Origin of the sequence: Streptomyces sp. ActVer (assembly GCF_027270795.1) — a bacterium.
GTDB classification, from domain to species: Bacteria; Actinomycetota; Actinomycetes; order Streptomycetales; family Streptomycetaceae; genus Streptomyces; species Streptomyces umbrinus_A.
Window position 1 is genome coordinate 1 of the sequence record NZ_JAPWHT010000150.1, and the last position, 21,353, is coordinate 21,353.

Annotated in this window: 9 protein-coding genes and 1 pseudogene; 8 read left to right on the forward strand and 2 right to left on the reverse strand. The window is 70.2% G+C overall.

Translation table 11 applies throughout. The features are described 5' to 3' along the window. Positions 1 to 424: 424 nt before the first annotated feature. Entirely contained in the window at positions 425 to 763 is a 339-nt protein-coding gene (locus O3Q52_RS24140; RefSeq protein WP_269650848.1) for a hypothetical protein, read from the reverse strand. A gap of 274 nt (positions 764 to 1,037) precedes the next feature. On the opposite strand from O3Q52_RS24140, the pseudogene O3Q52_RS24145 reads away from it, so the two are divergent. Continuing rightward, a pseudogene (locus O3Q52_RS24145) lies at positions 1,038 to 1,202 on the forward strand (IS1634 family transposase); the annotation flags it as partial. Positions 1,203 to 1,214: 12 nt separating this feature from the next. Here O3Q52_RS24145 and O3Q52_RS24150 read toward each other — a convergent pair. Next, positions 1,215 to 2,051, reverse strand: coding sequence for a putative nonproteinogenic amino acid hydroxylase (locus O3Q52_RS24150; RefSeq protein ID WP_269650849.1), 837 nt, complete (start codon positions 2,049 to 2,051; stop codon positions 1,215 to 1,217). Between the two features lie 615 nt (positions 2,052 to 2,666). Here O3Q52_RS24150 and O3Q52_RS24155 point away from each other — a divergent pair. From O3Q52_RS24155 to O3Q52_RS24185, 7 genes are all read left to right on the forward strand, one after another. Then, on the forward strand, positions 2,667 to 2,888 hold the full coding sequence (locus O3Q52_RS24155; protein ID WP_269650850.1) for a phosphopantetheine-binding protein: 222 nt from the start codon (positions 2,667 to 2,669) through the stop codon (positions 2,886 to 2,888). Beyond that, positions 2,885 to 4,135 carry a cytochrome P450 gene (locus O3Q52_RS24160; protein WP_269650851.1) on the forward strand — a complete coding sequence of 417 codons (1,251 nt, stop codon included), beginning with the start codon at positions 2,885 to 2,887 and terminating at the stop codon, positions 4,133 to 4,135. The genes O3Q52_RS24155 and O3Q52_RS24160 overlap by 4 nt, the downstream gene beginning before the upstream one ends. Next, entirely contained in the window at positions 4,132 to 4,869 is a 738-nt protein-coding gene (locus O3Q52_RS24165; protein WP_269650852.1) for a thioesterase II family protein, read from the forward strand. The genes O3Q52_RS24160 and O3Q52_RS24165 overlap by 4 nt, the downstream gene beginning before the upstream one ends. Next, positions 4,866 to 7,913 carry a type I polyketide synthase gene (locus tag O3Q52_RS24170; protein ID WP_269650853.1) on the forward strand — a complete coding sequence of 1,016 codons (3,048 nt, stop codon included), beginning with the start codon at positions 4,866 to 4,868 and terminating at the stop codon, positions 7,911 to 7,913. Before O3Q52_RS24165 ends, O3Q52_RS24170 begins: the two co-directional genes overlap by 4 nt. Positions 7,914 to 7,935: 22 nt before the next feature. Continuing rightward, on the forward strand, positions 7,936 to 13,500 hold the full coding sequence (locus O3Q52_RS24175) for a type I polyketide synthase (protein WP_269650854.1): 5,565 nt from the start codon (positions 7,936 to 7,938) through the stop codon (positions 13,498 to 13,500). 9 nt (positions 13,501 to 13,509) lie between these two features. Further along, positions 13,510 to 20,061, forward strand: coding sequence for a type I polyketide synthase (locus O3Q52_RS24180; RefSeq protein ID WP_269650855.1), 6,552 nt, complete (start codon positions 13,510 to 13,512; stop codon positions 20,059 to 20,061). Between the two features lies 1 nt (position 20,062). Continuing rightward, positions 20,063 to 21,353, forward strand: a 1,291-nt coding sequence (locus O3Q52_RS24185) for a type I polyketide synthase (protein ID WP_269650856.1), incomplete at its 3' end; no start/stop codon positions are given.

Sequence of the window (21,353 nt, forward strand, 5' to 3'; positions counted from 1 at the left end):
TCCGCCAGCTCGCGGGCTTCGTCGCCGCCGGCTTCGGCGGGCACCGCGAGTTCGCGGCGGAGGCTGTCGACATACGGGGTGAGGTCCATGACGCCATGATGGCACCGTATTGGCGCACGTGCAAGCCTGGGTGGCACCATGTGTCGGTGAGGATTAGATAAGCCTGGCTGAACTGCGGAAACGTGAAGAAAGGAGCCTGATCCATTGTGGTGCCATGCCTGCGCATGTGCTCTACGGGAGCGTGGATTGGCGCAAAATAGCGCTGTGTGGCACCAAGCGATGCCACACAGCGCCTGTGATGTCATGGGTGCCCGCTCGATCGTCGACATCACGCCGCGCCACGGCCTCAGTGGCGGCAGTCTTCAGCCGGGCGAGGGTGGTGTGCCCATCGAGTGCGCGCGGGCCCGGCCGTGCGAAAGGCGACTCAGGTGAGAGTCCGGGCACACGTCCCGGGGCGCGAGTGTTTGCCGGAACCTGGACGACGGGGAGCGGTGGACACCGGCCTTTGAGCAGCCTGGGCAGGCTGGGCGGCACCGGCGTCCCAGCGGATCGTCTCCAGCGCGAAGTCCACCCGCGCGGCGCCGTCACGGCGGACCTTGGGCCGTGTACCCATCATCATCACCGGGCAGTGGCGCGTGGCGAGGTCCAGGTCTTCGATGTGTGCGCCGGAAATCTCCTCCGCAGGGGCGGAGGACTCGACCGGCATCCAGCGGAAGGCCCGGAGTCCATCCCAGGCGGCCGTCGCCGAGGTGCCCCACAGCACCTCCAAGGCCTCGCAGATCTCGTCATCAGTGGCCGCGGACGGCGGACGTGCCCCCCGAGCCGGCGCGGCGGTCTCGCCGATCCCGATGCGGCACCCATTTGCCGCGGACGACGGGGTCGCTTCGCGCTGCGGCCAGAGACGATCCCTGCTGGTGGGTGGTCAGGCTACGCAAACATGGGGTGAATCTGCGGAAGAACTCCAGGCCGACCCTGCCACCGACACCCTGCCACGCGCCCACTTGCGGCGAGCCGGGCTTCGAAGCGAGCGCCGGCCTGCCGCATGCGCACGTCAGGGCAGGCCCGGTCCCGCTTTGCTGGTGCGCTACGGCGTCTCGACGCTCTCCCTCGAGACGGACACCGCAGGCGGGTTCCGCGAACCGGGCTTCACCAAGCGGCAGCGGCTCGAGCAGCAGATCGCGATCGGACTGCTCGCCGACTCCGGCATCGGTTCCTCACCAGTCGAACGCCTCACCGTCGGTCCGCTTCTCAATGCAGTACCTGCGGAAGGCCTGGGCCTTTGCGACCATGCCAACGTCCCCGGTGCGACGCGCGGCCTCCTCGTACCAGTCGAACACCATGGCGGCATGCGCGCGGCGCTCGAAGTGGAGCGTGGCGAATCGACGGAAGTCCGACCGCATGGTCGCCGGAGTGAACTTCCGGCCGGAGCCGATGAGTTCTTCGAGCTCCGCTTCTGTCGTCTCAGGCCGTTCGATGATGCGGATCGGCTCGGTCGCGTGAACGTCGTTGCGGATCGCAACGGGCTCCTCGGCGTCCGCGAAGTCGAGGCAGAGGGAGAGCCGGGCAGTCCTGGCGGAACTGCACGCGGAATGAGGGTCAGTGGTGTGTATCTTCCACACCTCACCGCGACGGAGGTGATAGACGATGTCATTCTCGGAATGGAGGGATTCCTCAGAGGTGCGCAACGGAACCTGCAACCTGGTGCCTGGTTCGTCGAATTCAAGAAAGTCCACGTGCGGGGCCATGACTCCGTCACGGAGGCTGAAGATGCGTACCCACTGCAACCGGTCCAGGGAAAAATGCTCGGTCACCAGGGACATGATGCCCGGCAACTGCCTGCCCAGTTCGGTGAGGGTCAGACGACCGCTGTGGGGACGGAAGGCGATGTCGGATTCGGCGCCGCTGCCGTTGGCCAGCACATGGCACGTCCACGATCCGAAGGTGAGGGCGTCATACTCGCCTCCGTACTCGTGGCGGTCCACGACGGACAACTCGGAATCCAGATCGTATGAGTCGATGGGCAGCACTGCAAGCCGTTGCGACTTAAGCAACGAAATCCCCTTCAGTACATGATTGGTTTGACGCGCCCGGAAGCTGCTGGGCTTTTCTCCCGGTCGTCAAATGACTGTTCCTGAGGCCGAGAGGCCTCGGGTTGTTCAGGAGTGTCGCAGGCTAGCCGCACATTGTGGGTGACAGCCAGAGAGAACAGCCATCCACCATCCACATTGTGTATTTTCGATCTACGATCGTCGGAGAAGGCTCAGCGGGCCGTGCATGTCCTCCTCGGTCATCGCCGTCTACTGTCCTGTCGGCGGGACAACCGGTGCCCGGCAAGTGGTCCGCACGGCCATCCCTTGCGCGGGGTTTCCTCGGCTATTTACCTTGGCGTCGCGGTGGTCCCGGGTGCACGTGCCGAGACAGGTGATCAATTCTGGGACGGCATCGTGGACATCAGGAGCCGGCCACGACTTGTCGACGAACACTTCACTTCCGAGCACCGGCCACCACCGGCACGGTGTGAGCGGAAGAGAATCGCGAGACACTCGTTCCGTTCGGCGGATAAGGAAAGGCTGGCAATGGAATTGGGGCCACGGGTCCACCAGCGAGACGGACAGGATGAGGCGTCAGAATCACAAGCCGCGCCTTTGAGTGTGCCGGCGTCGCTCGTGCACGAAATCTCGGCGCTGTGGAGTGAATACCTCGACGGTTGCGAGGTCGGGGCAGAGGACGACTTCTTCGCGCTTGGCGGTAATTCCCTGATCGGGATCAAGATCATCGACCGGGTGTCCCGGGACTACGGTGTCGGGCTGTCCGTGCGCGACTTCTACTTGGCGCAGACCCCGGCCCGGGTCGCCGAGTTGATCGCCCAGGGGAGGGCGCGGACGTGAGGTTGACACCGGGTACCGGGAGCGACATCGATCTCGGCCGAGTCGACCTGTTCGACCTGAATCTCTACACCTCGGGCGATCCCCACGCGATCTGGGACGTGATGAGGAGGAAGGCGCCCCTGCACCACCAAGTCCTGCCCGACGGCAGGGAGTTCTGGTCGGTGACGCGCTACGACGACGTCTGCCGCGTGCTCGGCGACCATCGTGAGTTCACCTCGGAGCGTGGCACGGTGGTCACCCACCTCGGCGTGGACGACGTTGCGGCGGGCAGGCTGCTGACGTCGACCGATCCGCCGCGGCACACCGAGGTCCGCAGGGCAATCGGTTCCAGGCTCACCGCGCGGGCGGTGGCGTCCTGGGAGGACCGGATCCGGCAGGCGATCGTGCGCTTCCTCGAACCGGCGAGCGATGGAGGTACCTTCGACCTGGCCGAGCAGGCGCTGCTCCTCCCGGCGATCGTCACGGGCCCGATCCTGGGGATCCCGGAGCGGGACTGGGACGAACTCGTGCAGCTGACCGCGATGGTGACGGCCCCCTCCGACCCGCACTTCCAGCACGGGAGCGAGGCCGCCACGCTGGCCATCTCCCACCACGAGCTCGTCACCTACGTCACCGAGTGGGTCAAACGGCGGCGGGCGGCCGGGGGCGAGGACGGGAGCCTGCTCGACCACCTCATGAGCGTCCGTGTGGGAGACACGCTGCTGACCGACGAGGAGATCGCTCTCGACGGCTACAGCATTCTCCTGGGCGCCAACGTCACGACGCCGCACACCGTCGCGGGCACGGTGCACGCCCTCATCGAGCGGCCCGAGCAGTTCGCCAAGGCACAGGCCGACCCCTCGCTGGTCCCGAACCTGGCCGAGGAGGGGCTGCGCTGGTCATCGGCCGCGTGCAACTTCATGCGGTACGCGGTGGACGACGTCCGGATCGGCGGGGGCACGGTCCCGGCCCGCGGGGCGGTCGTCGCGTGGATCGGGTCGGCCAACCGGGACGAGTCCCAGTTCACCGATCCGCACACGTTCGACATCACGCGGGGCAATGCCAAGCGCCAGGTCGCGTTCGGGTTCGGACCGCACTTCTGCATCGGGGCACCGCTGGCCCGGCTGACCCTGCGCATCTTCTTCGAGGAACTGCTCCAGCGGTTCGGATCGATCGACCTCGCCGGCGAACCGCAGCATCTGCGGTCGTACTTCATCGCCGGGATGACCCACCTCCCCATCGTCGCGCAGAATCGAAAGACGTCATGACACCTGGCTCCGCCACCGCCGCGTCGCCGTGGTTCGTCCGGCCGCCGTCCATCGAATACCCCGCCCGCATCTTCTGCTTCCCCTTCTCCGGGTCCGGGGCTTCGGCCTTCAGCGCCTGGCCGGCCGCGATCGACGGCACCGAGGTCTGCCCGGTGCAGTTCCCCGGCCGCGAGAACCGGCTGGCCCATCCCCACTACGGCACCTACGAGAACCTCGCCGCCGGCTTGGTCGACTCACTTGTGCCGCTGCTCGACCGGCCGTTCGCGTTCTTCGGGCACTGTGCGGGCGCGCTGCCCGCGGTCGAGACCGTGGTCCGGCTCGCCGAACTCGGGCTGCCCGGGCCGGACTGCTTCTTCGTGTCGGGCCAGCCGGCACCGCACGACGCCTCGCACGACCGGATGCTCACCATGACCGAACCCGAACTGCGCGCCGAGGTGGAGTCGTTCGTCCGCAACCGGGGGATCGAGCCGCGGCCGGACATGGTCGACGTGGGCCTGTCCGTGCTGCTCAGCGATCAGGCCGCCGCGCGTGCCTACCGGCGGGCCGAGCCGGTCGTGCTGCCGTGCCCCATCGTTGTCGTGCACTGGCGCGACGACCCGGAGGTGAGCCTCGATCAGCTCCAGGGATGGCGTCAGTACTCGGATTCGGTCGACTTCCGGGTGGTCGACGGCGGGCACCACGAGTTCGCGAACGCACCCGACGAATTGCGGAAGTTGTTGACCTGTTGGCGGTGAACGCAGTGCAGCCCGAAGTCGCTGTCATCGGCATGTCGTGCCGTTTCCCCGGCGTGCCCAACCTGGGGGAATTCTGGCGCCTGCTGCTCGACGGGAAGTCGACCGTCGGAAGGTTTCCCGAGCATCGGGCAGTCGACTCGAACCCCACTTCCCACCCGGACACGATCACCGTGAACTCGGGTTCGTTCTTCGATTCCATCGACGGGTTCGACGCGCGGTTCTTTGGAACGGGTTCAGCGGAGGCGGCCGCCATGGACCCCGTGCAGCGGCTGGGTCTGGAACTCGCCTGGGAAGCCGTGGAGGACGCCCGTGTCCCGGCGACCGCGCTCGCGGGCCGCGAGATCGACGTCCTGGTCGGCGCCGCGTCCTCCGGGTACGACGTGCTGCGCAGGCTGTCCGGCAGCGACCGGGACGACCACTACGCCGCGCTCGGTTCGAGCGGCGCGTTGATCGCGAACCGGATCTCCAGCCTGTTCGACGTCCGAGGCATGAGTTTCTGTGCGGACTCGGGCCAGTCCTCCTCCCTCGTGTCGTTGGCGCTGGCGTGCGAACGGATACGCGGCGGCGCGGTCGACATGGCGCTCGTGGGCGGCGTGAACCTGATCGTCGATCCGGAGGCAGGACTCGGCCTGGCGAATCTGGGCGCCCTGTCGCCCGACGGCCGCTGCTTCGCCTTCGACGAACGGGCCAGTGGTTTCGTACGGGGAGAGGGCGGCGGATTCGCTCTGCTGAAGCGGTTCGACCTCGCCGTCGCCGACGGTGACCACATCTACGCGGTGGTCCGTGGCTGGGGTGTCGGCAGCGGTGGCGCGTCCTCCCGGATGCCGGATCCCAGCCCCGGTGCTCAGGCGGGGACCGTGCTGTCCGCTCTGCGACGCGCGACCGTCCCGTTCGACGGTGTCGACTACCTCGAGGCGCACGGCACCGGAACACGACTCGGTGATCCGGCCGAGATAGCCGGCCTGCGCGAGGTGTTCCGGGAGACCGGCCGGAACCGCCCCCTGGTGATCGGCTCGGTGAAGACGAATGTCGGGCACCTGGAGCCGGCCGCCGGCATTGTCGGCTTCGTGAAGGCAGCGCTCTGCCTGGACCGCGCTCATCTGGTTCCGAGTCTCAACTTCCGGTCTCCGAACCCCGCCATCCCGGATTTCCGGGAGGACTTCGAAGTCATCGGCACCGCGCGGCCCTGGCCGAGCGTGTCGGGCCGACCACGGCGGGCAGGGGTGTCGGCGTTCGGGATGGGCGGTACGAACGCGCACGTGATCCTCGAAGACGCGCCCGAGGAGCGGATGGAGCTCCCTGCTGCGGGCGAGGGTTCGGCCCCCGCGGTACTGCCGTGGGTGCTCTCGGCGCGGTCGGAGCCGGCCCTGCGGGAGCAGGCGGCGCGGTTGCGGGATCGCGTGGCCGCGGACGCGTCGCTGTCGGCGGCCGACGTGGGCTACTCCTTGGTGTCGACGCGGTCGTCGTTCGAGCACCGGGCGGTACTGCTGAGCGGTGACCGCGCGGAGCGGCTGGCCGGCCTGGACGCGCTGGCGGCGGGCGAGGACGCGGCGCGGGTGATCCGTGGAGTGGCCGAAGGACCGGTGGGTCCGGTGGTCTTCGTGTTCCCCGGTCAGGGCTCGCAGTGGGCCGGTATGGGGAGGCAGTTGTACGCGGAGTCGGAGGTCTTCGCGCGCGGGATCGACGAGTGCGCGTTGGCTCTGGCGCCGTGGGTGGACTGGTCACTGGTGGACGTGCTGGCCGGCGCGGAGTCTGCCGCGTCGCTGGACCGGGTGGACGTGGTCCAGCCGGTGTTGTTCGCGGTGATGGTGTCGCTGGCGCGGGTGTGGCGGTCGCTGGGCGTGGTCCCCGAGGCCGTGGTGGGGCACTCCCAGGGAGAGATCGCCGCGGCGTGCGTGTCGGGCGCTCTGTCGCTCGAGGACGCGGCGCGGATCGTCGCCCTGCGCAGCCGGGCCTTGACCGAACTGGCCGGTCTGGGCGGCGGGATGAGCGCGGTGTCCGCGTCCCCCGCATGGGTTCAGGACCGGTTGGGGCGGTGGTCCGGGCGGCTCTCGGCGGCGGCGGTCAACGGTCCGGCGTCGGTGGTGATCTCCGGCGACGACGAGGCGCTGGACGAGTTCGCCGAGATGGCCGTCGGCGACGGGGTCAGGGTGCGGCGGGTCAAGGTGGACTACGCGTCGCACTCCCACCACGTCGAACGCATCCGTGATCGTCTCCTCGCGGACCTCGCGGGTGTCTCGCCCAGGGCGACGGCGGTGGAGTTCCACTCCACGGTCACCGGCGAGGTGCTCGACCCACGGAGGCTCGACGGCTCGTACTGGTACGAAAACCTGCGCTCGATGGTGCGTTTCGGCGAGGTCGTCGAGCGCCTGATGCGTGAACACGGTGGCGTGTTCGTGGAAGTCGGTCCGCATCCGTTGCTCGAAGTGGCGATGGAGGAGACCGCCGACGCGCTGGCCGCCTCGCCGCCGGTGGTGGGCACCCTGCACAAGGACGACGGGAGCGCGGGCAAGGTCCTGGCATCGCTGGCCGAGCTGCACGTGCGAGGTGTGCCGGTGAACTGGGAGGCGGTGTTCGCCGTCCACCGGCCACGCCGGATCGACCTGCCGACCTACGCGTTCCAACGGCAGCGGTACTGGCTGACGGCACCCGACGACACAGGCACGACGAATACGGGCTCCACCGCTCAGGCGATCACGTCGGAGTCGTCGGCCCTCAAGCTCGTGTGCGCCGAGACCGCAGCGGTGCTGAGCGCGAAGGACGTGGGTCTGACGGGCGCCGATCTCGAGGCGAGGTCGACCCAAACCTTCAAGGACCTGGGTTTCGACTCCTCGATGGCCGTGCGGCTCCGCAACCGGCTCACCGCGGCGGCCGGTGTGCGGCTCCCGGCCACCGTCGCGTTCACCTACCCCACCCCGCAAACGCTCGGCCGCCACATCTTCTCCCTCACCGAGCCGGAGGTGTCCGATGCCCCGGACCCAGAGCGTCCGGAAAGTCGTAGCGATGACGAACTGTACGAACTGATCGACCGCGGATACGTCTGAGCAACTGTTGGGAGAGGCCCTGGTGGAGGACGTCGACAAGCTCCGGTCCTACCTGCGACGCGCCGTCGGCGATGCGCAGACGCTGCGCGAGCGGGTGCGTGAGCTGGAGGAGTCAGCTCGCGAGCCCGTCGCGGTCGTGGGCGTGGGGTGCCGCTTCCCGGGTGGGGTGACATCCCCCGAAGACCTGTGGGGGCTGGTGTCCGACGGTGTGGACGCGATGGGTGGCTTCCCTCAGGACCGTGGTTGGGACGTGGAGGCGGTGTACGACCCGGATCCCGAGGCGCGCGGGAAGACGTACACCCGGTCGGGCGGGTTCCTGTCCGGTCTGGCGGAGTTCGACGCGCCGTTCTTCGGGATCAGCCCGCGCGAGGCGCTCGCGATGGATCCGCAGCAGCGGTTGATGCTGGAGACGTCGTGGGAGGCGCTGGAGCGGGCGGGCATCGACCCGTCCGCGTTGCGGGGCTCGGCGACCGGGGTGTTCACCGGCATCTACGGGGTCGACTACGGCCCGCGTATGGGCGGCGGGGCCGCCGACGAGGTGGAGGGGTTCGCGATCGCGGGGACGTACACCAGTGTGGCCTCGGGCCGGGTGGCGTACGTGCTGGGTCTGGAAGGTCCCGCGGTGTCGGTGGACACCGCGTGCTCCTCATCGCTGGTCGCCGTCCACCAGGCCGTGCGGTCCCTGCGGTCCGGGGAGTGCGCGTTGGCGTTGGCCGGCGGGGTGTCGGCGCTGCCGACTCCGGGGCTGTTCGTCGAGGTCGCCCGGCAGCGGGGTCTGTCGGCCGACGGGCGGTGCAAGTCGTTCGCGGAGGCGGCCGACGGAACCGGCTGGGGCGAGGGCGCGGGCGTGCTGGTGCTGGAGCGGTTGTCGGACGCGCTGCGCCACGGGCGTCGGATCCGGGCGGTGATCCGGGGCTCGGCGATCAACCAGGACGGAGCGTCCAACGGGTTGACCGCGCCGAACGAACTGGCGCAGCGGCGGGTCATCCGAGCGGCCCTGGCCGATGCCGGGCTGGCGCCCGGCGAGGTGGACGCGGTGGAGGCCCACGGGACCGGCACGAAGCTGGGTGACCCCATCGAGGCGGAGGCGCTGCTGGCCACCTACGGACAGGACCGGGATCCCGGCGACCCGCTGTGGCTGGGCTCGCTCAAGTCGAACATCGGCCACACGCAGGCGGCCGCGGGCGTCGGCGGGATCATCAAGATGATCATGGCGATGCAGCACGGAGTGCTGCCCAGGACCCTGCATGTGGACCGCCCGACCCCGCACGTCGACTGGTCGGCGGGAGCGGTGGAGCTGCTGACCGAGGCCAGGAAGTGGCCCAGTACGCCGGGACGACCCCGGCGCGCGGGCGTGTCGTCCTTCGGCGTCAGTGGCACGAACGCGCACCTCATCCTCGAACAGGTGCCCGAGATTGATGAACAGTCGTCCGAGACTCTTGAGCGAGTGCCCGGTCAAGAGCTCACCGGTGTCCACGGGGCGGTGCCGTGGGTGCTGTCCGCGCGGTCGGCGGAGGCGTTGCGGGAGCAGGCGCTGCGGCTGCGGGACGGCGTGGCAGCGGATCCGGACCTGCCGGTCGCCGGCGTGGGACATTCGCTGGTGGCGACACGCTCGCTGTTCGAGCACCGCCAGGTGGTGATCGGTGCGGACCGGAACGAACTGATCGCCCGCCTGGCCGCCGTCGCCGAGGGGGACAGGAACCCCGCCGGCGTGGTCTCCGGTGTCGCGAAGCCGGTGGGCAGGACCGTGTTCGTGTTCCCGGGCCAGGGGTCGCAGTGGGTCGGGATGGGGCGGGAGCTGTGGGAGTCGAGCCCCGTGTTCGCAGACCAGATGCGCGCGTGCGCGGAAGCGCTGGCGCCCTGGGTGGACTGGTCGTTGGCCGACACCGTGTGCGGCGGGCCGGAGGCGGGGGACCTGGATCGGATCGAGGTCGTACAGCCGGTGCTGTTCGCGGTGATGGTGTCGCTGGCGCGGGTGTGGAGTTCGCTGGGGGTGACACCGGACGCGGTGATCGGTCACTCCCAGGGTGAGATCGCCGCGGCCTGCGTCGCGGGTGCCCTGACCCTGCCGGACGCGGCCAGGATCGTGGCCCTGCGGTCCCGACTGCTGGCCACGACCGCCCAGGACGGCGGCATGGCCGGGATCGTGCAGCCCGAACAGCGCGTACGGGAGCTGCTGGAGCGGGTGGGGTCCCGGGCGGCGATCGCCGCGGTCAACGGACCGTACTCGACGACGGTCTCGGGCGAGGCCTCGGCGGTCAGGGAACTGGTCGCGATCTGTGAGGCCGAGGGCATTCGCGCGCGGTGGATCCCCGCGAGCGTTCCCGGACACTCGCCGCTGATGGACCAGTTCGAGGACCGGCTCCGGGACGAGCTGGGCCGGATCACACCAGCACCCTCGCCGGTGGCGTTCTGCTCGACGGTGACCGGTGGTCTGATCGACACCGCGGAACTGGACGCGGCCTACTGGTTCCGCAACATGCGGGAACCAGTCCGGTTCGAAGCCGCCATGAATTGCCTCCTCGGCCAGGGGTACGGCGCGTTCGTCGAGGTCAGCCCGCACCCGCTGCTCACGATCAACATCCAGGACATGCTCGACACCACCCCTGGTGTCGAAGGGGTGGTGGTGGGTTCGCTGCGCCGCGGCGACGGCGGGCCGGCACGGTTGTACCGGTCGGTGGCCGAGGCCTTCGTGGCGGGTGTCGAGGTGTCGTGGGACGCGGCGTTCCCGGGCTGGGACGGCCGATGGGTCGAGTTGCCGACGTACGCCTTCCAGCGGCAGCGCTACTGGCTGAACACACCCGACGAGACCACCACCCGGAGCACGTCGGACCACCCGCTGCTCGATGCCGTCATCGATCTGCCCGACGACAGCGGCCGCGGTGGACTGGTGGGCAGCGGGCGCCTGTCGTCGGCGCGCCACCCGTGGCTCGCCGACCATGTGGTCCACGGCGCCGATCTGGTGCCGGGAGCGGTGCTGGTGGAGATGGCGGTGTGGGCGGCGCGCAGGGCGGGGTGCGACGTCGTCGACGAACTCACCCTGGAAACACCGCTGGTGCTGTCCCGAACGGCCGAGCGCGAGATCCGCGTCGTGATCGACGACACGCGGATGCTCAGCGTGCACTCACGGGGTGAGGGCGAACCCGAGTGGACGCGGAACGCCGTCGGGGTCATCGGGTCCGGCACCGCAGGAACCCGTCTGGAGGAAGACCTCGTCGCGTGGCCTCCGGCGGGCGCGGTCGGCGTGCCCTTCGAGGACGAGTACGCCAGGTTGTCCGCCCTCGGGTTCAGCGACGGGCCCCTGCTCCGCGGTCTGAAGGGGGTGTGGCGCCGCGACGACATCCTCTTCGCGGAGGTGGAGCTTTCCGTGATCGACGGCACGGACCCGGGCCGGTTCCGGATTCACCCGGCGCTGCTCCACGCCGCGTTGCGCCCGATCGGCCTCGGGCGGTTCGTCGACAACTCCCGGCCCGAAGGATGGTTGCCGTTCCGCTGCTGGGGGATCCGGCTGAACGCCGCGGGGGCGACTGCGCTGCGCGTCCGGCTCGCGCCCGCGGGGGAGAACGCGCTGTCCGTGGCCGTCGCGGATCAGGACGGAGCACCGATCGGCGGTGTCGATTCGCTGGTCCTGCGGCCCGCCGATGTCGGGCAGTTGACTGAACTCAGTTTTGACCGCTTGGGCTCGCTGTTCCGGGTGGAGTGGGCCCCGCTCCCGGTCCCGTCAGGGGCAGCCGCGGGCCGGTACGCGGTGGTGGGAGCGCCCACGGAGGTCACCGCATCCCTCGGGCGGGGCGGAGCGGTCTTCGCCGACCTCCAGGAACTCGCAGCTTCCGGGCGGGCGATACCCCCTGTCGTCATCGCCTGTGTCGACCGGGCGGGCGCGGGCGACGACGACGCACCCGCCGTCGTCGAGCGGAACCTCCACCGGGTGCTGCGGTGGACGCAGGAGTGGCTCCGCGAGGACCGGTTCTCCGACTCACGCCTGGTCATCGTGACGCGGGAGGCGGTCCACGACGACCAGGCTCCCTACACCGACCCGGCGGCAGCCGCGGTCTGGGGATTCGTGCGCACCGCGCAGACCGAGAACCCCGACCGGTTCGTGCTCTTGGACACGGACGACCAGGTCGGTTCGTGGGCCTGCGTCCCGGCGGCGGCCGGAACCGGGGAACCCCAGCTCAAGATCCGGGCCGGCGTCATGACCACCCCACAACTGGCGCCCGCCCACGGGTCTCCCGGCCGGGCGGAGCGCGTTCCCGGTTTCGGCCCCGGGACGGTACTGATCACGGGAGGTACCAGCGGCCTGGGGGCGATGCTGGCCCGGCACCTCGTGGAGCAGCACGGCGTACGTCGGCTGGTGCTGACCAGCAGGCGAGGGCCGGCGGTTCCGGCGGCGGCAGGACTGCGGGAGGAGCTGACCGGGGCGGGGGCACACGTCGAGATCGTCGCCTCAGATGTCACGAACCGTGAGTCCGTCGCCGAACTGATCGCCGCGGTGCCCGTCGAGCACCCGCTGACGGCGGTGATCCACTGCGCGGCCGCGCTGGACGACGGAGTCGTCGAGGCGCTGACCGAGGACCGAGTGGACACGGTGCTGGCGCCCAAGGCACACGGCGCCTGGCATCTGCACGAGCTGACCAAGCACCTGGACCTGTCCGCGTTCGTGCTGTTCTCCTCGATCGCGAGTGTGCTCGGGACGGCGGGGCAGGCCAACTATGCGGCGGCCAACGCGTTCCTCAACGGGCTGGCCGAGGCCCGCCGGGCCGAGGGGCTGGCCGCCAGTTCGTTGTGCTGGGGTTACTGGGCGGAACGCACGGAGACGGGCGCCGGCCTCGGCGAGGTGGACATCGAGCGCCTGCAACGGCAGGGCGTGCGGCCGATGGCGTCGCGCGAGGGGCTCGCGCTCTTCGACGCGGCGCTCGCGCGGGACGAGCCGGTGCTGGTGCCGGCGCGTCTGAACGTCCCGGCACCGGGGGAGCCCGGGGCAGACCAGGTGGGTTCGCCGCTCCTGCGCGGTCTGGTCCGGACCCCTGCCGGCCCGGGGAGCCGGGAAGCCACCGACGTAGGGATCGCACAGCGGGTCAGGTCGCTGCCGCGGGCCGACGCGGAAGCGGTGCTGCTCAATGCCGTTCGGGCGCAGACCGCGATCGTCCTCGGCCACGCCGACACCGGGCGGGTCGGTCCCGTGGTGGCGTTCAAGGATCTCGGGATCGACTCGCTCATGGCACTGGAGCTGCGGAACAAGCTGGCGGCGGTCACCGGCCTGAAACTGCCCGCCACGCTCGCGTTCGATCATCCCAACCCGAGTGCCCTCGCGCGGTTCCTGAACGCGGGCATCCACCCCGCTGATGACCGGGAATCTCCGGCCGTCCGTCTGACCGAGGAGATCGAAGGACTGGGCGCCCGGCTGGAGGATGCCTTCGCCGATCTCGCCGAGGAGGACAGGACCACCATCGCCACGCTGCTCGGCGAGTTGCAGGGCCGAGTCCGCTCGATGGCAGGCGACGGATCACCGGTCGGCATCGTCGACCGGATCAGTTCGGCATCAGCCGGCGAGCTTCTCTCGCTGCTGGACAAAGAGCTCGGCTAGGGGAGAACGATGACAAACAACAACAACGCCGATGTTCTCGACTATCTCAAGCGGACATCGATCGAGCTGATCGAAACACGTCGGCGTCTGAACGAGCTGACGGAGGCCGCTGCCGAGCCCATCGCGATCGTGGGTGTCGCCTGTCGCTTCCCGGGCGGGGCGAAGTCCCCCGAGGCGTTGTGGGACCTGGTGGCGGCGGGCGGCGACGCGATGTCGGACTTCCCGGACGACCGCAACTGGGACCTGGAAACCCTGTACGAACCGGATTCGGACCGGCCGGGCACCTGCTACACACGCTCCGGCGGATTCCTGCACGACGCGGGCGACTTCGACGCCGAATTCTTCGGCATCAGCCCGCGCGAGGCGCTGGCCGCCGACCCCCAGCAGCGGTTGCTCCTCGAGACCTCGTGGGAGTCCCTGGAGCGGGCCGGCATCGACCCGCAGACCCTGCGCGGCAGCGACACCGGCGTCTTCGCCGGTGTGGCGTACTTCGGGTACGGCAACCACCTCCACACCCCGGAGAGCATCGCGGGCTACGGGCAGACCGGCTCCCTGCTGAGCATGGCGTCCGGGCGTGTGGCGTACGCGTTGGGTCTGGAGGGCCCTGCGGTGTCGACGGACACCGCGTGCTCGTCGTCGCTGGTGGCGGTCCACCAGGCGGTGCGGTCGCTGCGGCAGGGCGAATGCCCGCTTGCCCTGGCCGGGGGCGTCACCGTCATGGGGACGACGCAGGTGTTCCGGGAGATGTCGCGGCAACGAGGCCTCTCGGCGGACGGCAGATGCAAGGCGTTCGCCGACGCGGCGGACGGCACCGGGTTCTCCGAAGGCGTCGGGGTCCTGGTCCTGGAGCGGCTGTCGGACGCGCGGCGCCACGGGCGTCGTGTCTGGGCGGTGATCCGGGGATCGGCGATCAACCAGGACGGGGCGTCCAACGGGTTGACCACGCCGAGCGGGCCGGCGCAGCAGCGGGTGATCCGGGCGGCGTTGGCGGACGCCCGGGTGCGGGCGAGCGATGTGGACGTGGTGGAGGCCCACGGGACCGGTACGACACTTGGCGATCCGATCGAGGCACAGGCGGTGCTGGCCACGTACGGGCAGGACCGGGATCCCGATCGGCCGGTGTGGCTCGGGGCGTTGAAGTCGAACATCGGCCACGCGCAGGCGGCCGCGGGCGTCGGCGGGATCATCAAGATGATCATGGCGATGCGCCACCGGACGATGCCCAAGACACTGCACGTGGACCGCCCGACCAGGCATGTGGACTGGTCGGCCGGGACGGTGGAGCTGCTGGCCGGGGCCATGAAGTGGCCGAGCACCCCGGGGCGGCCCCGACGGGCGGGCGTGTCCGCCTTCGGGGCCAGCGGCACCAACGCGCACCTGATCCTGGAGGAGGCGCCCGAGGAAGAGCCGGCGCCCGACCTCGTCGATCAACCGACCGGACTGGTGCCATGGGTTGTGTCGGCGCGGTCGGAGAGAGCGCTGCGGGCGCAGGCGGAAAAGCTGCGCGACTTCGCCGTGGCGCATCCTCGGGCGGATGTCGCCGACGTCGGCTGGTCGCTGGTGTCGAGCCGGTCGCGGTTCGAGCACCGCGCGGTGGTGCTGGGACATGACCGGGACGAATTGCTGCGCGGCCTCACGTCGTTGGCTGACGACACGGAAGCCGCCGGGGTCGTACGGGGGATCGCCGGGGAAGTCGCCGGTGCCGCCTTCATGTTCCCCGGGCAGGGCACTCAGTGGGCCGGGACCGCGCGGCAGTTGTACGACACCTTCCCCGTCTTCGCGCGCACCCTGGACGAGATCTGCGAACATTTCGAGGCGCATCTCCCGTACGCCCTCAAGCCCTTGCTCCTCGCCGACGCACCCGCGGAGGCCGGGGCGGGCCGGACCGACATCGCACAGCCGGCGTTGTTCGCGCTGGAGGTCAGCCGCTACCGGCTTCTGGTGACGTTCTGCGGCCGGCCGGGCCGGCTGATCGGCCACTCCATCGGCGAGATCGCCGCCGCCCATGTGTCCGGAGCGCTGGACCTGGACAGCGCGACACGGCTCGTGGCAGCGCGCGGGAGGGTCATGCAGACCGCCGAGCGGGGCGGAATGCTGGCGGTACGAGCTTCGGAGGCGGCGGTGAGCGCCCTGCTCGCCCCGTACGACCGCCTCGGTATCGCCGCCGTCAACGGCCCGGAGTCGGTCGTCGTCTCGGGCATCCGCGACGAGGTCCTCGACCTCCGGGAACGGCTCGTCGCCGCCGGCACGTCGGCGAAACTCCTCGACGTCGACCATGCGTTCCACTCCCCGCTCATGGACCCGGTCCTGGACGAGTTCGTGGCATTCATCGACGAGCTCCCCGCCGGCCGTATGGAGATCCCGGTGGTCTCGGCCAGAACCGGCCGCGAGGCCACGCTCCAGGAGTTGACGTCCGTCGCGCACTGGGTGAGGCACATCCGCGAGCCCGTTCGCTTCCACGACGCCGTGGAGCACGCCCGTACGGCGGGTGCGAACGTCTTCCTCGAAGTGGGCCCGGGTTCGACACTTGCGAGCATCACCAAGGAGGCCTTCGCCGGCGAGGGCGTGGACGACGCGGTGGTCCTGTCGTCGTCGCGGCGGAACCGCGGGGCGGTGGAGGCGCTGGTCGGCTCGCTGGCCCAACTGCATGTCCGGGGCGGGGCCGTGGACTGGAATGCCCTGTTCGGGGCGCGCCGACCGGTGGATCTTCCGACGTACGCGTTCCAGCGGCAGCGGTACTGGCTGGACTTCCTGGCCGGGACGGGCACGGCGGACGTGGCCTCGGCCGGCCTTTCGGCTCCCGAGCACCCGTTGCTGGGCGCTGCGGTGGACCACCCCGGCACCGACGAAGTGGTCTTCACCGGCCTGTGGTCCCTGCGGACCCACGACTGGCTTGCCGACCACACCGTGTTCGGCACGGTCGTCGTACCGGCGACGGCCTACCTGGACCTGGCGCTGTGGGTGGGCGGTTTCGTCGGGTGCGAGGCAGTGGAGGAACTCTCCCTGGAAGTCCCCCTGCTCCTTCCCGACCCGGGCGACGTGCGGGTGCGGGTCGTCGCCGGTGCGGTGGACGAGACGGGACGCCGCTCCCTGGACGTGTACTCACGTCCAGGCGGCGATGACCGAACGGCCGGTGGCTGGACCCGTCACGCGACGGGGAGTCTGGCACCGGGCACCACGCCGACGGCCGCGTGGACCGAGGACGCGCGATCACTCGCCGTGTGGCCACCGTCCGGGACGAAGCAGCTCGACATCGACGGTCTCTACGATTCCTTCGCGGACGCGGGTTTCGATTACGGGCCCGCATTCCGCGGACTGCGCGAAGTGTGGCAGCGCGGTGACGATCTCTTCGCGACGGCCACGCTGCCGATGCCCACCGACGGCTCGGCCGATGGTGGGTTCGCCCTGCACCCGGCACTGATGGACTCCGTGCTGCACGCGGTGGTCGCCGGTGGTGTCATCGAGGTCGACGGCGACCGGGGCTGGATGCCCTTCTCCTGGTCCGGAGTGGACCAGGCAGGGGAGTGCGGCCCGACCGTGAGGATCCGGGTCTCCCCGGCCGGCGACGCCGCCGTGTCGGTGACGGTCGCCGACGAGCACGGCCGGGAAATCGCCCACATCGGGGCGTTGACGTTCCGGCCGGCGAGCCCTCAGCAACTGCGCCTGGCGCGCGGCGAGGACGGGCAGTCGCTGTTCGAACTGGTGTGGCGACCGGTGCAGCAGGGCGAGCGGGAAACCCACCGTGGACAGTGGGTCGTTCTCGGCGCGAAGGACGGTCTGGCCTCTCGACTCTCCGAGGTGGGGGACGCGAGTGTCACGGTCCACGACTCCATGGACGATGTCCTCCAGGGGGAGGCACCCGGGCACATCGTCCTCTGCCTGGACGACTTCGTCGTCGCCGACCCCGATCTGCTGGCCGTGGTCGGCAGCGCGGACACGCTGGTGCTGGGCTGGGTCCAGCGGTTCCTCGCCGAAGAGCGGCTCGCCGGATCCACGCTCGTGGTGCTCACGCGCCTGGCCCTCGCCACCGGCGGAGAGGAGAGCGTCGAAAGCCTCCCCGGCGCGTCCGTGTGGGGCCTGATCCGGTCCGCCCAGACGGAACATCCCGGCAGGTTCCAACTGGTGGACGTCGACGACGAGGAGACGTCCTGGACACGCCTCCCGGACGCATTTGCCTTCGGCGAGGAGCAACTGGCCCTGCGGGGTGGCGAGTTCCTCGTCCCCCGCATGACGGCGGCCCCTCTCGCGAACAAGCGGATCGAGCCGCCGGCGGTCGGTGCTCATCGGCTGGGCATCCTGCGCAAGGGGACGCTGGAGAACCTGACATGGATTCCCTGCCCGGAGGTGGAAGCGCCCCTCACGAGCGGACAGGTGCGCATCTCCGTGCATGCCGCGGGGCTCAACTTCCGGGACGTCACGATCGCCCTGGGACTGGTGGCGAGGACGGCCATCGACGCCGGGATCGGCAGCGAGGGCGCCGGAACCGTGCTGGAGGTTGCGGACGACGTCACCGGACTCGCACCGGGCGACCGCGTGATGGGGATCTTCTCCGGCGCCTTCGGCCGTGTGGCCGTCGCGGATCACCGCATGCTCATGCCCATCCCCGGCGGGTGGAGCTACGCCGAGGCCGCGTCCGTGCCGGGCGCCTACCTCACCGCCTATTACGCGCTCTTCCACCTGAAGAAGCTCGAGAAGGGGCAACGGATACTCATCCACGCCGCGGCAGGCGGTGTCGGGATGGCCGCGGTCCAGCTCGCGAAGCACGCCGGTGCCGAGATATTCGGCACCGCGAGCCCGGCGAAGTGGCCCACCCTGCGTGGTCTGGGACTGGACGACGCGCACCTGGCATCGTCGCGGGATCTGGAGTTCGTGGAGAAGTTCCTGGACTCCTCGGGCGGTCGCGGTGTGGATGTCGTCCTGAACTCCCTCGCGCACAAGTTCGTCGACGCCTCGCTGGCGCTGCTCCCCGAGGGCGGCGGTTTCATCGAGATGGGGAAGACGGACATCCGCGACCCCGAGCAGGTGGCGGCCGATCATCCTGGGGTCGACTACCGGGCGTTCGACCTCTACGAGGCGGGTCCGGATGCGATCCACGAGATGTTCCTCGCCGTCATGGAGTTGTTCACCGACGGGCGGGTGCGGCCGAACCCGATCTCCGTCCGGAACATCCGCGACGCGCGGAAGGCGTTCCGCGAGATGAGCCAAGGCCGTCACATCGGGAAGCTGGTCCTCGACATGGGCGACGGCTTCGGTGGGGGGACCGTGCTGGTCACCGGCGGGACCGGGGGAGTGGGTTCGCTGGTGGCGAGGCACCTCGTCACCGAACACGGTGTGCGGAGTCTGGTGCTGGCGAGCCGTCGGGGCATGGCGGCCGATGGGGCTCCCGAACTGGTTGCGGACCTGGCGGCGGAAGGCGCGGTGGTCCGGGTCGTGGAATGCGATGTCGCGGACCGGGCCGCCGTGGCGGACCTGCTTGCGGACATGCCCCCCGCGTACCCGCTGACGGCGGTGGTGCACGCGGCGGGTGTGCTGGCGGACGGCACCGTCGAGTCACTGACCGCGGAGAGCTTCGCCAGGGTGTTGCGCGCCAAAGCCGGCGGGGCTGTCAACCTGCACGAGCTGACCAGGGAGCACAACCTGACGGCGTTCATCCTGTTCTCCGCCCTCGCGGGCACGCTCGGCACCGGAGGGCAGGCCAACTACGCCGCGGCGAACGGGTTCCTGGACGGTCTGGCGGCGCAGCGCAGGGCGTCCGGCCTGGTCGGAACGTCGCTGTGCTGGGGCTGGTGGGAAGAGCGCAGCGGCATGACCGCGGAGCTGGACGAGGCCGACCTCTCGCGGGTCCGGAGGCTGGGCATCGCCGAGATGCCGACGCCCGAGGCACTGGCCCTGTTCGACTCGGCGCGCGCGATCGACAAGCCGGTCCTCATCCCGGCTCGGGTGGACGTCTCCGCGCTGCGGAACAAGACCGGCGACGAGGTGCCGCTCCTCCTGCGCGACCTCGTCCACGACGGCCGCCCACGCCGGAACCGGACGACCACTGCCAGGAACAGCGGCCCTCTCGGCTTGGCCGGTCGGCCTGCGGGCGAGGCGGAAGCAGTCGTACTGGACTGGGTCCGCGAGCAGGTCGCCGTCGTCCTCGGACACCCGGCCGGTGTGGCCGTCGACGCCGACCAGGCGTTCACGCAGCTCGGCTTCGACTCGCTGACCTCGGTCGAACTGTGCAACCGTCTGGCGTCCTCGACCGGCCTGCGCCTGCCGTCCACCCTCGTCTTCAGCTACCCGACACCGCGCGAGCTGGGCGAACACATCCTCGGCCAACTGCGTCCGGCACCGGGCGCAGACCCGGCCGAGGACGCGGAGATCCGAGAGGTACTGCGGAACATCCCGATCGACAGGCTGCGGAGCGCGGGCGTCCTGGACCTCGTACTGGCCTGTGCCGACCGGCCCGGGTCCAATACCGACGGTCAGGACCCGGACGTGGTCACCGATGCGGACGAACTGGCGGCCATGGACCTGGATGCACTGGTCGACCTGGCGCTGGACGAGAGGGGCAACTGACATGAGCGACTCCGTGGACCGTACGGTGGACGGTGCGGACCGGGTCGAGCGGGCGCTCCGCACGCTGATCGAAGAGCGCGACCGCCTCCGTCAGGAGAACGACGCGCTGAAAGCCGGCCGCGGCGAGCCGATCGCCTTGGTGGCCATGGCGTGTCGCTACCCGGGAGGCGTGTCCTCGCCCGAGGACCTGTGGGACATACTCCGCGGCGGCGTGGACGTCGTGGACGAGTTCCCGGCGGACCGTGGGTGGCGGGACGTGTACGACCCGGATCCCGACGCCGTCGGCAGTTCGTACGTCCGTCACGGGGGGTTCCTGACGGACGTGGCCGATTTCGACGCGGACTTCTTCGGGATCAGTCCGCGTGAGGCGCTGGCGGTCGACCCGCAGCAGCGCCTGCTGCTGGAGACGTCGTGGGAGGTCTTCGAGCGGGCCGGCATCGTTCCCGCCGGGGTGCGCGGGGCCGACATCGGAGTCTTCGCCGGGGTGAGTTCGTCCGAGTACGGGTCGCGCTTCCTCGAAGGGCGCAAGAACGAGCTGGAGGGCTACCTGCTGCACGGCAGCGCGCTGAGCGTCGCCTCCGGCCGGTTGGCGTACGAGCTGGGGCTGACCGGGCCGGCGGTGTCGGTGGACACGGCGTGTTCGTCGTCGCTGGTGGCCCTGCACCTGGCCGTCCAGTCACTGCGTTCGGGGGAGTGCTCGCTGGCGCTGGCCGGCGGGGTGTCGGTGATGTCGACGCCCGCGATCTTCGTGGAGTTCTCCCGGCAGCGCGGTCTGTCGGCCGACGGCAGGTGCAAGTCCTTCGCGGACTCCGCCGACGGGACCGGCTGGGCCGAGGGGGTGGGCATGCTGTTGCTGGAGCGGTTGTCCGACGCCCGACGCAACGGCCACCCCGTGCTGGCCGTGGTGCGCGGTTCCGCGGTGAACCAGGACGGGGCCAGTAACGGGCTGACCGCTCCCAATGGCCTGGCCCAGGAGAAGGTGATCCGGCAGGCACTGGCGAATGCGGGGGTCACGGCCTCGGAGGTGGACATGGTCGAGGCCCACGGCACCGGAACCGCGCTGGGGGACCCCATCGAGGCAGGCGCTCTGCTGGCAACCTACGGACAGGACCGGGCCGGAGGCAGGCCGCTCTGGCTGGGGTCCATGAAGTCGAACATCGGCCACGCCCAGGCCGCCGCCGGGGTCGCCGGGCTCATCAAGGCGGTGATGGCCATGCGCCAGGGGTTTCTGCCGAAGACCCTGCACGTGCAGGAGCCCTCACGGCACGTGGACTGGTCCTCCGGCATGGTCG

Bases quoted from the DNA above. Each gene is read 5' to 3' on its own strand.
- O3Q52_RS24180 (WP_269650855.1), top strand. From the start codon at position 13,510: ATGACAAACAACAACAACGCCGATGTTCTCGACTATCTCAAGCGGACA.
- O3Q52_RS24165 (WP_269650852.1), top strand. From the start codon at position 4,132: ATGACACCTGGCTCCGCCACCGCCGCGTCGCCGTGGTTCGTCCGGCCG.